Annotated in this window: 14 protein-coding genes and 1 tRNA gene; 13 read left to right on the forward strand and 2 right to left on the reverse strand. The window is 58.5% G+C overall.

All coding sequences use genetic code 11. The features are described 5' to 3' along the window. Positions 1-73: 73 nt before the first annotated feature. Together pstC and pstS are read right to left on the reverse strand one after the other, a co-directional pair. Positions 74-1,036 (reverse strand): phosphate ABC transporter permease subunit PstC, encoded by a 963-nt coding sequence (gene pstC / locus M3P88_RS00340; protein ID WP_249614118.1) that lies wholly within the window; start codon positions 1,034-1,036, stop codon positions 74-76. 84 nt (positions 1,037-1,120) lie between these two features. Continuing rightward, on the reverse strand, positions 1,121-2,158 hold the full coding sequence (pstS, locus tag M3P88_RS00345; RefSeq protein WP_249614119.1) for a phosphate ABC transporter substrate-binding protein PstS: 1,038 nt from the start codon (positions 2,156-2,158) through the stop codon (positions 1,121-1,123). A 162-nt stretch (positions 2,159-2,320) separates the two neighbouring features. Between pstS and tpiA the strand changes: the two genes are divergently transcribed. The 13 genes from tpiA (at position 2,321) to M3P88_RS00410 (ending at position 12,616) form a co-directional block, all read left to right on the forward strand. After that, a complete protein-coding gene (gene tpiA, locus M3P88_RS00350) occupies positions 2,321-3,061 on the forward strand; it encodes a triose-phosphate isomerase (protein ID WP_249614120.1) in 741 nt (246 codons plus the stop codon). A 5-nt stretch (positions 3,062-3,066) separates the two neighbouring features. Then, the gene (secG, locus tag M3P88_RS00355) at positions 3,067-3,417 is read left to right on the forward strand and encodes a preprotein translocase subunit SecG (protein WP_249614121.1); all 351 of its coding nucleotides are present in this window, start codon (positions 3,067-3,069) and stop codon (positions 3,415-3,417) included. Between the two features lie 17 nt (positions 3,418-3,434). After that, a tRNA-Leu gene (locus tag M3P88_RS00360) sits at positions 3,435-3,520 on the forward strand. Between the two features lie 96 nt (positions 3,521-3,616). Beyond that, positions 3,617-3,973, forward strand: coding sequence for an NADH-quinone oxidoreductase subunit A (locus tag M3P88_RS00365; protein WP_124734706.1), 357 nt, complete (start codon positions 3,617-3,619; stop codon positions 3,971-3,973). Next, the gene (locus tag M3P88_RS00370) at positions 3,964-4,440 is read left to right on the forward strand and encodes a NuoB/complex I 20 kDa subunit family protein (RefSeq protein WP_124734707.1); all 477 of its coding nucleotides are present in this window, start codon (positions 3,964-3,966) and stop codon (positions 4,438-4,440) included. Before M3P88_RS00365 ends, M3P88_RS00370 begins: the two co-directional genes overlap by 10 nt. A gap of 10 nt (positions 4,441-4,450) precedes the next feature. Continuing rightward, complete coding sequence (locus tag M3P88_RS00375; protein ID WP_249614122.1) at positions 4,451-5,044, forward strand: NADH-quinone oxidoreductase subunit C; 594 nt, start codon at positions 4,451-4,453, stop codon at positions 5,042-5,044. Then, on the forward strand, positions 5,037-6,290 hold the full coding sequence (locus tag M3P88_RS00380) for an NADH-quinone oxidoreductase subunit D (RefSeq protein WP_249614123.1): 1,254 nt from the start codon (positions 5,037-5,039) through the stop codon (positions 6,288-6,290). Before M3P88_RS00375 ends, M3P88_RS00380 begins: the two co-directional genes overlap by 8 nt. Further along, a complete protein-coding gene (gene nuoE / locus M3P88_RS00385; protein ID WP_249614124.1) occupies positions 6,290-6,790 on the forward strand; it encodes an NADH-quinone oxidoreductase subunit NuoE in 501 nt (166 codons plus the stop codon). Before M3P88_RS00380 ends, nuoE begins: the two co-directional genes overlap by 1 nt. Continuing rightward, positions 6,790-8,085 carry an NADH-quinone oxidoreductase subunit NuoF gene (gene nuoF / locus M3P88_RS00390; RefSeq protein WP_249614125.1) on the forward strand — a complete coding sequence of 432 codons (1,296 nt, stop codon included), beginning with the start codon at positions 6,790-6,792 and terminating at the stop codon, positions 8,083-8,085. The genes nuoE and nuoF overlap by 1 nt, the downstream gene beginning before the upstream one ends. Positions 8,086-8,088: 3 nt before the next feature. Further along, complete coding sequence (gene nuoG, locus M3P88_RS00395) at positions 8,089-10,416, forward strand: NADH-quinone oxidoreductase subunit NuoG (RefSeq protein WP_249614126.1); 2,328 nt, start codon at positions 8,089-8,091, stop codon at positions 10,414-10,416. A 3-nt stretch (positions 10,417-10,419) separates the two neighbouring features. Then, positions 10,420-11,466: an NADH-quinone oxidoreductase subunit NuoH gene (gene nuoH, locus M3P88_RS00400; protein ID WP_124734713.1), complete on the forward strand. Its 1,047-nt coding sequence runs from the start codon at positions 10,420-10,422 to the stop codon at positions 11,464-11,466. Between the two features lie 22 nt (positions 11,467-11,488). Continuing rightward, entirely contained in the window at positions 11,489-11,968 is a 480-nt protein-coding gene (gene nuoI, locus M3P88_RS00405) for an NADH-quinone oxidoreductase subunit NuoI (protein ID WP_124734714.1), read from the forward strand. 9 nt (positions 11,969-11,977) lie between these two features. After that, on the forward strand, positions 11,978-12,616 hold the full coding sequence (locus tag M3P88_RS00410) for an NADH-quinone oxidoreductase subunit J (RefSeq protein WP_249614127.1): 639 nt from the start codon (positions 11,978-11,980) through the stop codon (positions 12,614-12,616). The last annotated feature ends 3 nt before the right edge of the window (positions 12,617-12,619 follow it).

The following is a 12,619-nucleotide window of genomic DNA, read 5'->3' on the forward strand; positions in this document are numbered from 1 at the left end:
GAGAAGCTTTTATCTTTCACTGCATTAGCCTTGCCGGTGCGGGTCAATGATTGTTCCATGCGGGGGGCGCTCATCAGGAGTGATGGCCTTCCTGCTTCTTGAGCTGTAGCAATAGCAGCTTGGAGCAGGCGAGCACGACAAAAGTAATGAAGAACAGGATAAGACCGAGCGAGATCAGCGCCGACAAATGCAGTTCGCTGGTCGCTTCGGCAAATTCATTGGCCAGTGAAGAGGCAATCGAGTTGCCGGCATCAAACAGGCCGGAGGCAAAGATGGTGGAGTTGCCGATCACAAAAGTCACCGCCATGGTTTCGCCCAGTGCGCGCCCCAGCCCCAGCATAATGCCGCCGATGACACCGGTTTTGGTGTAGGGCAGCACTACATTGCGCACCACTTCCCAAGTGGTGGCACCTAGCCCGTAGGCCGACTCCTTCAGCATGGGGGGCACCACTTCGAACACGTCGCGCATGACCGAGGCAATAAACGGAATCACCATAATGGCCAGAATCAGGCCGGCGGTGAAGATGCCTATGCCCATCGGTGCGCCCTGAAACAGGAAGCCGACAAGCGGCAACTCGCCCATATTGTCGATAATCCAGGGCTGGATATGGTCGCCAAACCAGGGGGCAAACACAAACAGGCCCCACATGCCGTAGATGATCGACGGAATGCCGGCCAGAAGCTCGACGGCGATGCCCAGCGGGCGCTTAAGCCACGGCGGAGATAGTTCGGTCAGAAAAAGTGCAATGCCGAAGCTGACCGGCACGCCGATCAGCAGGGCAATAAAGGAAGTCATCAAGGTGCCATAGATCGGCACGAGCGCACCAAAATTTTCGGCAACGGGATCCCACTCGGTACTGGTCAGAAACCCCCAGCCGAAGTGCTTGAGTGCCGGTAGCGAGCCGACCAGCAGTGAAAACAGAATACCCAACAGCATTGCCAGCACAAAGAAGGCGAAAAATCGCGTGCTGATGCGGAACAGGGCATCTATCTGCATCTGGCGTTTCAGATGCGCGGTGTTCTTATATTTTTCCATACTCAATCTACTCGGGCTTAGTCAGGCAAAAAGCCGGGGAGAGACTCCCCGGCCATCTGCCGCACAGATCCGTGGTGGCCGGGCTTATTTCCAGAGTGCCTGGCCGTTGCTGGCGGCAATCTGTTTCCACGCGTTGCGTACCTGGTTTTGTACGACAGCAGGCAGTGGTACATAGTCCAGATCCAGCGCCATCTTGCCACCATCCTGATAGGCCCAGTTGAAGAACTTCAGCGCTTCGCTGCTGCCTTCAACCTTGTCGGTCTTTTGCTGCATCAGGATGAAGGTCGCGCTGGAGATAGGCCAGCTCTCTTTGCCCTGAGCATTGGTCAGAATCAGGTAGAAGCCGGGGGCATTTTTCCAGTCGGCACCGGCGGCTGCCGCGGCAAAGCTCTTGTCGTCTGGCTGGATAAAGCTGCCGGATGCATTTTGTACGGCGGCATGCGGGATCTTGTTGACCTTGGCGTAAGCGTATTCAACATAGCCGACCGAGCCTTTGATGCGGTTAACGTAGTTGGCCACGCCTTCATTGCCTTTACCACCTACGCCGACTTTCCACGCCACCGAAGTGTTGGCACCGATGGCGGATTTCCATGCCGGAGAAACCTTGGACAGATAGTCGGTAAAGACAAAGGTCGTACCCGAACCGTCGGAGCGGCGCACCGGGGTGATTTTCTGGTCAGGTAATGCCACGCCCGGGTTCAGCTTGACGATGACCGGATCGTTCCATTTGCTGACTTTGCCCATATAAATGTCGGCCAGTACCGGGCCGGTCAGCTTCAGCTGACCAGGCTTGATGCCGGGCAGGTTAACGACCGGTACGACGCCGCCGATCACGGTCGGGAACTGTACCAGACCTTTTTTGGCCAGATCTTCCGGCTTGAGTGGCATATCGGATGCGCCAAAGTCTACCGTTTTGGATTCGATCTGCTTGATACCGCCGCCGGAGCCTATCGACTGATAGTTGACGCGGTTGCCTGTCTTGGCTTTGTAAGCCTCTGCCCACTTGGCGTATAGCGGGTAGGGGAAAGTTGCGCCGGCGCCGGTAATGTCGGCAGCAAAGGCTGGCGCAATAAAGGCACCCGTCAGGGTCAGTGTGGCAGCGAGGCGTACGGTATGTTTCATGCTGACTCCGGTTTGTGCGTCAAGAAAGTTTCGATGGGCGCATCGTAGCCTGCTTTCTTTTCAGAAATATTACATTCACTGTCATCAATCGGCGTTGCGGGTTGACGCTCGGCCGTGACCCTCTGAATAATGCGGCACTTGCAAGACATACTGGAGTCGGAAATGGGTACCAAGCTGGTAATCGGTAACTGGAAGATGAACGGGCGGCTGGCCGCTAATGAACAACTGCTGCGTGCCATGCTGTCTATGCCGGCGATTACGCGTAGTGGCGCAGGCATTGCCGCCCCCGCGGCTTATATCGCGCAGATCGCTGCGCTGTGTGAAGGCTCCGGCATTCAGGTTTGTGCCCAGGATGTGAGCCGTTTTGCTGTAGATGGTGCGTATACTGGTGAAGTGTCTGCGGCCATGCTGGCGGATCTGGGCTGTCGCTATGTGCTGATTGGCCACTCCGAGCGGCGCCAGTATTTTGCCGAGGCCGGAGCGTGTCTGGTCGATAAACTGCAGGCGACGCTGGATGCGGGCATGGTGCCGGTGTTCTGCGTGGGCGAGACGCTGGCCGAGCGCGAGGCCGGTGAGTATTTGTCGGTGATTTTTTCCCAGCTTGAAGTTTTGCGCGGCTTTGCCGGCCAGGAGCTGGTTGTGGCTTATGAGCCGGTTTGGGCGATAGGTACGGGAAAAGTCGCGAATATTGAACAAATTAGCGAAATCCACGCTGAAATAAAAAAATGGCTATTGCAAACGCTGGGGGGCACTGATAATATTCGCGTCCTCTACGGCGGCAGCGTCAAGGCAGACAACGCTGAGGTCATCATGGCAGTGCCTGGTGTTGATGGTGCGCTTGTTGGTGGGGCTTCGCTGGATGCTAGTACGTTTGAATTAATTTGCCAGACCGTTGAAAAGTAGATAAAATGGAACTCCTGAAAACACTGATCTGGATTGTAAACCTGCTTTCCGCAGTCTCTATTATCGTTCTTGTGCTGATGCAGCACGGTAAGGGCGCAGACATGGGGGCGGCATTTGGCGGTGGCGGCGGTTCTTCCGGAAGTTTGTTTGGTGCATCGGGTTCATCGAATTTTATGAGTAGAACGACAGCTTTTGCAGCTGTTGTATTCTTCTCTACCTGTCTGGTCTTGTCCTATCTGTCCACTGAGAGACAGAATGACTTGGGCGTGATGGGTCATAGTGTTGAACAGCCTGCTTCGCAAGTCCCGAGCGGTGCGGCTGATAATAATAAAACCGGTCCAGTAGTACCGGAGTAAACCAAGGTTTGTTCAGTGCCGACATGGTGAAATTGGTAGACACGCTATCTTGAGGGGGTAGTGGCCATAGGCTGTGTGAGTTCGAGTCTCACTGTCGGCACCACAATATCTAAAAAACAGGTCACCGGGATTCCGGTGACCTGTTTTTTTTTGGAGCAATAGAAAGGCTTGCCTTTCTTTTTTAGGGGTGTTCGGGAAAATGCTGCAGAATTACTTCCCCATCTTGCTGTTTGTCATTGTCGGCCTTATGGTCGGTGTCGGGCCTATCGTTCTTGGTAAGCTCGTCTCCCCCAATCGGCCCGACCCTGAGAAACTGTCACCATACGAGTGTGGCTTCGAGGCCTTCGAAGACACGCGCATGCGTTTTGATGTGCGTTACTACCTCGTTGCAATTCTCTTTATCTTGTTCGATCTCGAGATCGCTTTCCTATTCCCTTGGGCTGTCGTGCTCAAGGAAATCGGCATGTTCGGTTTTGGCGCCATGCTGGTTTTCCTGGCCATTCTGACGATCGGCTTTATCTATGAATGGAAAAAAGGGGCGCTGGAATGGGAATAGAAGGGATTCTCGAGAAGGGTTTTGTCACCACTACGGCTGACACCCTGATCAACTGGACGCGCACGGGTTCCATGTGGCCGATGACTTTCGGTCTGGCCTGTTGTGCGGTGGAAATGATGCATGCCGGTGCGGCGCGTTACGATCTGGATCGCTTCGGCATCGTATTCCGTCCCAGTCCGCGTCAGTCCGACCTGATGATTGTTGCCGGTACCCTGTGCAACAAAATGGCTCCGGCCCTCAGGAAGGTCTACGACCAGATGGCCGAACCGCGCTGGGTGATTTCCATGGGCTCGTGTGCCAACGGAGGCGGGTATTACCATTACTCGTACTCGGTGGTCCGCGGCTGTGACCGCATCGTGCCTGTCGATGTGTACGTACCGGGCTGCCCGCCAACGGCCGAAGCCTTGCTGTACGGCATCATCCAGCTGCAGAACAAGATCAAACGCACCAATACTATCGCCCGCTGAGGGAGAAGCCATGGCCTCCAAAATGGAAGCGCTCAAATCGAGCGTCGAGAGTCTGCTCGCGCCGCATATTGTGCATAGCACAATTGCATTTGATGAGCTGACTATCGTATGCAAGTCTGATTGCTTGGTCGAAGTCGCGACAAAGTTGCGCGATGCGGCCGAGCTTTCGTTTGAACAATGCATAGACATGTGCGGCATGGATTACAGCACGTACCAGGATAGCCCCTGGGACGGAGCGCGCTTTGCCGCCGTGTATCAGTTGTTGTCGCTCAAGCACAACCAGCGCATTCGTTTGCGCTGTTTTGCCGAGGATGACGACTTCCCCGTCCTGCCTACCTTGACCGGTGTCTGGAGCTGCCTCAACTGGTACGAGCGCGAAGCGTTTGACCTGTTCGGGCTGATGTTTGACCAGCACCCGGATTTGCGCCGCATCCTGACCGACTACGGCTTTGTCGGTCACCCGTTCCGCAAGGATTTCCCGGTGACGGGTTTTGTGGAAATGCGTTACGACGCAAGCCAGCAGCGCGTGATCTATCAGCCGGTCAGCATCGAACCGCGCGAGATCACCCCGCGCATTATTCGCGAGGAGAACTACGGTGGCTGATATCCGCAATTACACGCTGAACTTCGGCCCGCAGCACCCGGCTGCCCACGGCGTATTGCGCCTGGTGCTGGAGCTGGATGGCGAGGTGGTACAGCGTGCCGACCCGCATATCGGCCTGCTGCACCGCGGCACCGAGAAGCTGGCCGAATCCAAGACCTATCTCCAGTCGCTGCCGTATATGGACCGTCTGGATTACGTGTCGATGATGTGCAACGAGCACGCCTATTGCCTAGCGATCGAGAAGCTGACCGGGGTCGACGTACCGCTGCGCGCGCAGTATATCCGCGTGATGTTTGCCGAGATTACCCGCATCCTGAACCACTTGCTATGGATCGGTGCGCACTCGATCGACATCGGCGCGATGACCATGTTCCTGTACGCGTTCCGCGAACGCGAGGATCTGATGGACCTGTACGAGGCGGTGTCCGGTGCGCGTCTGCACGCGGCCTACTTCCGCCCGGGCGGTGTGTATCGTGATCTGCCGGACAGCATGCCGCAGTACACCGCGTCCAAGATCAAGAATGCCCGTGAAGTCGCACGCCTGAACGAAAACCGTCAGGGCACGATGCTGGACTTTATCGAGGACTTCACCCGCCGCTTCCCTGCCTGTATCGACGAGTATGAAACCCTGCTCACCGATAACCGCATCTGGAAGCAGCGTACCGTCGGCATCGGCGTGGTCAGCCCCGAGCGCGCGTTGCAGCTGGGCTTTACCGGCCCGATGCTGCGCGGCTCCGGCGTGGCGTGGGACTTGCGCAAGACCCAGCCTTACGACGTGTATGCCGAGATGGATTTCGACATTCCTGTCGGCAAGACCGGCGACTGCTACGACCGCTATCTGGTGCGGATGGAAGAGTTCCGCCAGTCCAACCGCATCATTGCCCAGTGCGTGCAGTGGCTGAAAGCCAACCCCGGTCCGGTGATTACCGAGAACCACAAGGTGGCACCGCCGTCGCGCGAAGGCATGAAAACCAATATGGAAGAGCTGATCCACCACTTCAAGCTCTTTACCGAAGGCATGCATGTACCCGAGGGTGAAGTCTATGTCGGTACCGAACACCCGAAAGGCGAGTTCGGTATCTATATGGTGTCCGACGGTGCCAACAAGCCGTACCGCTTGAAGATCCGTGCCCCGGGTTACGCGCATATCGCGGGCCTGGACGAAATGGCACGCGGTCACATGATTGCCGACGTGGTCGCGATCATCGGTACGCAGGATATCGTGTTTGGGGAGATTGACCGCTGATGTTGTCCGCAGAATCGCTTGCAAGTATTGACCGCGAGGTTGCCAAGTACCCTGTCGACCAGAAGCGGTCGGCGGTCATGGCTGCGCTGAGGATCGCGCTGACCGAACGTCGCGAACTGGGCCAGACGCCACAGGCGCGCTGTCTGACGCCCGAGGTGATCGAGTATGTGGCGAATTATCTGGAGATTGCTCCGGTTGCCGCATACGAAGTGGCCACTTTCTACAACATGTACGACATGAAGCCGGTGGGCAAGTACAAGATCACCGTCTGCACCAATTTGCCGTGCGCCCTGTCCGGTGGCGTGTCTGCCGCCAAATACCTGTCGGAAAAGCTGGGCATCGCCATCGGCGAAACCACGGCCGACGGCAAGTACACCCTGCTGGAAGGGGAGTGCATGGGTGCATGCGGTGACGCACCGGTCTTGCTGGTGAATAACCACAAGATGTGCAGCCATATGTCGCCCTCAGCGATAGACCAGAAACTGGCGGAGCTCGAATAATGGCGATCTTCAAAAGTGGTGTGATTTTCGAAGGCGTGGACACCCAGGACGCAAATGCCTGGCGTCTGGCCGCCTACGAGGCGCGTGGCGGCTATGTCGCCCTGAAAAATATCCTGCAAGGCGCGATGCCGCAGGACGAGGTGATTGCCGAAGTGAAAAACTCCGGCTTGCGCGGGCGTGGTGGTGCCGGTTTTCCGACCGGCCTGAAGTGGAGCTTCATGCCGCGCAGCTTCCCCGGCGACAAATACGTGGTGTGCAATACCGACGAGGGCGAGCCGGGTACGTTCAAGGATCGCGACATCCTGCGTTACAACCCGCATGCGCTGATCGAAGGCATGATCATCGCCGGTTACGCTATGGGCACCCGCGCCGGTTACAACTACATCCACGGCGAAATCTTCGAAGCCTACGAGCAGTTCGAAGCGGCGCTGGATGAAGCGCGTGCCGCCGGCTTGCTGGGGCAGAACATTCTCGGCAGCGGTTTCAATTTCGAGCTGTATGCGGCGCATGGTTATGGCGCTTATATCTGCGGCGAAGAAACGGCCTTGCTGGAATCGCTGGAAGGCAAAAAAGGCCAGCCGCGCTTCAAGCCGCCGTTCCCGGCGTCCTACGGCCTGTACGGCAAACCGACCACCATCAATAACACCGAATCCTTTGCTTCGGTGCCGTTCATTATCAAGGACGGCGCGCAGAAGTTTCTGGAAGCGGGCAAGCCCAACAATGGCGGCACCAAGCTGTTCTCGGTGTCCGGCCATGTGAACCGTCCGGGCAACTACGAAGTGCCGCTGGGCACGCCGTTTACCGAACTGCTGGAAATGGCCGGCGGCATGCGTGACGGCAAAAAGCTCAAGGCGGTGATTCCGGGCGGCTCGTCCGCACCGGTACTGCCGGCCGAGATCATGCTGGGCGTGACCATGGATTACGACAGTATTTCCAAGGCCGGTTCCATGCTGGGTTCGGGCGCCGTGATCGTGATGAACGAAGACGTATGCATGGTGCGCGCGCTGGAGCGTCTGGCTTACTTCTATCACGAGGAATCGTGCGGACAGTGTACGCCGTGCCGCGAAGGCACCGGCTGGCTGTACCGCATCATCCATCGCATCCTGAATGGCGAAGGCCGTCCGGGAGATCTCGAATTGCTGGATTCCGTTGGCAACAATATGGCTGGCCGCACCATCTGTGCGCTGGCTGATGCCGCCGTGTTCCCGGTCCGCAGCTTCACCAAGCACTTCCGTCATGAGTTCGAGTACCTGATCGAACACGGTAAGCCGCTGGTGGATCACAAATGGTGTTGAGCGATGCTTGAAATCGAAATCGACGGTAAAAAACTGACGGCCCCGCAAGGCAGCACCGTAATGGAAGCTGCCCATTCGATCGGGACGTATATTCCGCACTTCTGCTACCACAAGAAACTGTCCATTGCGGCCAACTGCCGCATGTGTCTGGTCGAGGTGGAAAAGGCGCCCAAGCCGCTGCCGGCTTGCGCCACGCCGGTGACAGACGGCATGAAAATCCATACCCACTCCGATCTGGCGAAAAAAGCCCAGGCCGGGGTGATGGAGTTCTTGCTGATCAACCACCCGCTGGATTGCCCAATCTGCGATCAGGGCGGCGAATGCCAGCTGCAGGACATCGCGGTCGGTTACGGCAACGGTGTTTCGCGCTATCAGGAAGAAAAGCGCGCCGTGCCGGGCAAGGATATGGGCCCGCTGGTCTCGGCCGAAGAAATGAGCCGCTGCATCCACTGCACGCGCTGCGTACGCTTCACCGAAGAAATCGGCGGCTTCCAGGAAATCGGTATGGCCCATCGCGGCGAGTTCTCCGAGATCCTGCCTTTCCTTGGCAAGACGGTGAATTCGGAAATCTCCGGCAACGTGATTGATCTGTGTCCGGTCGGTGCGCTGACTTCCAAGCCTTACCGCTACAGCACCCGCGCCTGGGAGCTGTCGCGCCGCAAGTCGGTCAGCCCGCATGATGGTCTGGGTGCCAACCTGATTGTTCAGGTCAAGCACAATGAAGTGATGCGCGTGCTGCCGCTGGAAAACGAAGAGATCAACGAGTGCTGGCTCGCCGACCGCGACCGCTTCTCCTATCAGGGTCTGAACAGCGACCAGCGCCTAAAGGCGCCGAAGATCAAGTTTGACGGACGCTGGCACGATACCGACTGGGAAACCGCGCTGGCCTATGTGGTCAAGGGTCTGAACGGCGTATCGGCCGATCACGGCAAGGACGCCATCGGCTTTTTGACCAGCCCGCATTCGACCACCGAAGAGCTTTATCTGGCGCAGAAGCTGGCGCGTGCTTTCGGCGTCAACAATATCGACTATCGCAGCGCGCGCAGCGATTTCCGTGCCGATGCGGCCAAGCAGGGCGCCGAGTGGCTGGGTTCGAGCATTGTCGAACTGGCCGCCGCCAAGTCCTTGCTGGTGATCGGCTCGAGCTTGCGCAGCGAACAGCCTTTGCTGGCTTCGCGCATTCGTCAGGCCAGCAAGAAGGGCATGGCGCTCAATATCATCCATGTCGCCGACGATGAACTGCTGATGAACGTCCACGCCAAGCTGATTGCCTCGCCTCTGGCGCTGGTGAATGCGCTGGCGCAGGTGCTCAAGGCGGTCGTGGCGATCAAGGGTGGCGACAGCACGCTGGATCTGGCGCAGGTGGAGGTGTCGGCCCAGGCGCAAGCCATCGCCGACAGCCTGTGTGCCGGTGACAGTGCACGCATCGTGCTGGGCGCGGTTGCCCAGCATCACCCTGCTTACAGCGAACTGCTGGCACTGACGCAGGAAATCGCCCGCGTAAGCGGTGCCGGTTTCGGTGTCTTGTCCGAAGCGGCCAATAGCGTGGGGGCGGAACTGGTTGGTGCATGGGCGCAAGGCGGCATGAGCGCCGGCGAGATGATCGCCTCGCCACGCAAGGCCTATGTCCTGCTGAATACCGAGCCCGAGTTCGACGGCTACAACAGCGCCGCCAGCGTGGCGGCGATGAAGCAGGCGGCGACCGTGATCGCGCTGACTGCCTACCAGAGCGAAGGCTTGCTCGACTACGCCGACGTGCTGCTGCCGGTGGCACCGTTCTCCGAAACGGCCGGCTCTTTCGTCAATATGGAAGGCCGTCTGCAGGCATTCAACGGCGTGACCAAGCCGCAAGGCGAGGCGCGTCCGGCGTGGAAGGTGTTGCGTGTACTGGGCAATATGCTGAGCCTCGACGGTTTTAGCTTTAACAGCGCCGAAGAAGTCCGCAGCGAACTGTTGGCCAAGGGCGATATCGCCCAGCGTCTGAACAACAGCCTAAGCAGCATCGCCGCCAATACTGCCGCCAAGACCGGTGTGGTGCGGGTGGGTGAAGTGCCGGTTTACAGCACGGATGCCATCTGCCGTCATGCGCCTGCCTTGCAGGCCACTGCACTGGCCGCTGCGCCGGTTGCGCGCGTCGCGGCCGATGTCTTTGCCGCGGCCGCTTTGGCCGAGGGCGAGCTGGCGCTGGTGACGCAGGGCGGCGCGACGCTGCGTGTGCCTGCGCACCTGGATGCCGGCTTGCCGGCCGGTGTGGTGCGTCTGGCGGTGGCGCGTGCCGAAACAGCGATGCTGGGCGGCATGTTCGACAGCATTCAAATCGAGCGGGGGTAAGCCATGGAATTCATTCAAGGATTGCTGGGTGAGCAAGCCGGGCTGGTGGTCTGGACCCTGCTCAAGATCGTTGCCATTGTGGCGCCGATGATGCTGGCGGTGGCGTACCTGACGCTGGCCGAGCGCAAGGTGATCGGCTATATGCAGCTGCGTATCGGCCCGAACCGGGTCGGTCCTTACGGCCTGCTGCAACCGATTGCCGACGGCGTGAAGCTCTTGCTGAAAGAGATCATCCTGCCTGCCAAGTCGAACAAGGCGCTGTTCATTATCGGCCCCATCCTGTCGATCGCACCGGCTCTGGCTGCGTGGGCGGTGGTGCCGTTTACCGACACGCTGGTGCTGGCCAATATTGATGCCTCGCTGCTGTACATCATGGCGGTGACGTCGATGGGTGTGTACGGCGTGATCATCGCCGGCTGGGCGGCCAACTCCAAGTACTCCTTCCTTGGCGCCATGCGCTCGGCGGCACAGATCGTGTCCTACGAGATTGCCATGGGTTTTGCCCTGGTGACGGTGCTGATGGTGTCGGGCAGCCTCAACCTGGTCGAGATCGTCAACCAGCAAGGGCGGGGCATGGGCGGCGGTTCCATTTTGTCGTGGAACTTGATTCCGCTGTTTCCGATGTTCATCGTCTACCTGATTGCCGGTGTAGCCGAAACCAACCGTGCACCGTTTGACGTGGCCGAAGGCGAATCGGAAATCGTGGCCGGCTTCCATGTCGAGTACTCGGGCATGGCCTTCGCGGTGTTCTTCCTGGCCGAATACGCCAATATGATCCTGATTGCGGCACTGACTTCGCTGATGTTCCTGGGTGGCTGGTTGTCGCCATTCCCGGCTTCGTGGGGCTTGCTGGGTGCGTCCGGCTTTATCTGGCTGGCGCTGAAGATCAGCCTGGTGCTGTTCTGCTTCTTGTGGTTCCGCGCGACCTTCCCGCGCTACCGCTACGACCAGATCATGCGCCTGGGCTGGAAAGTCTTCATTCCGGTGACGCTGGTATGGGTGGTCGTGGTCGGCGCGTGGATGATGAGCCCGCTGTCCTTGTGGCAATAAGGTCGGGGACCGGAGAAACAATATGAATAAATTTTTCAAGACCTTCTTCCTCTTGGAGCTGCTCAAGGGCCTGTCGGTGACGCTGCGCTATTTCTTTGCGCGCAAGATCACCGTGCAGTTCCCGGAAGAGAAGACGCCGATGTCGCCGCGTTTTCGCGGCCTGCACGCCCAGCGCCGCTACGCCAATGGCGAAGAGCGTTGTATCGCGTGCAAGCTGTGCGAGGCGGTATGCCCGGCGATGGCGATCACCATCGAGTCGGAACAGCGTGATGACGGCACCCGCCGCACCAGCCGTTACGACATCGATCTGACCAAGTGCATCTTCTGCGGTTTTTGTGAAGAAGCGTGTCCGGTCGACGCCATCGTCGAGACGCATATCTTCGAATACCACGGAGAGAAGCGCGGCGACCTGTATTACACCAAGCCGATGTTGCTGGCAGTAGGCGATAAGTACGAAGCCGAAATTGCCAAGAACAAGGCCGCCGACGCCAAGTATCGCTAAGGGGGGAACATGAGCTTTCCATTGATAGTTTTTTACGTACTCTCGGCGATTTTGCTGTTCTCGGCCTTTAAGGTCGTGACCGCCAAGAACCCGGTGCATGCCGCACTGTGGCTGGTGCTGGCCTTCTTTACTTCGTCCGGTCACTGGTTGTTGCTGCAGGCCGAGTTTCTGGCCATCGCGCTGGTACTGGTTTACGTCGGCGCGGTGATGGTGCTGTTCCTGTTCGTGGTGATGATGCTGGACATCAACATCGAGAAGATGCGCGCCGGCTTCTGGCAGCACTTCCCGCTGGCGGCGACCGTGGGCCTGATTATGGTGGCCGAGATGGTGCTGATTCTGGCCAGCCCGCAAGCGCATCTGGCCGGCTACGAAGCGGCTGCGCCGCTGGCGGCCGATGCCAGCAACGTCAAGGCGCTGGGCCTGCAGATCTACACCACCTATCTGATGCCGTTTGAGCTGGCGGCCGTGCTGTTGCTGCTGGCGATTGTGGCGGCGATTGCGCTGACCCAGCGCGAGCGCAAGGACGGCAAGTATGTCGACCCGGCCATGCAGGTCGAGGTGAAGGCTGCTGACCGCCTGAGCATTGTGAAAATGGCCGCCGTACGCGACGAGCCGGTGATAAACGAAACCAACGAGCCGCAGGCTTGAGCC

This window comes from Craterilacuibacter sp. RT1T, assembly GCF_023502145.1.
Taxonomy (GTDB): Bacteria; Pseudomonadota; Gammaproteobacteria; order Burkholderiales; family Chromobacteriaceae; genus Craterilacuibacter.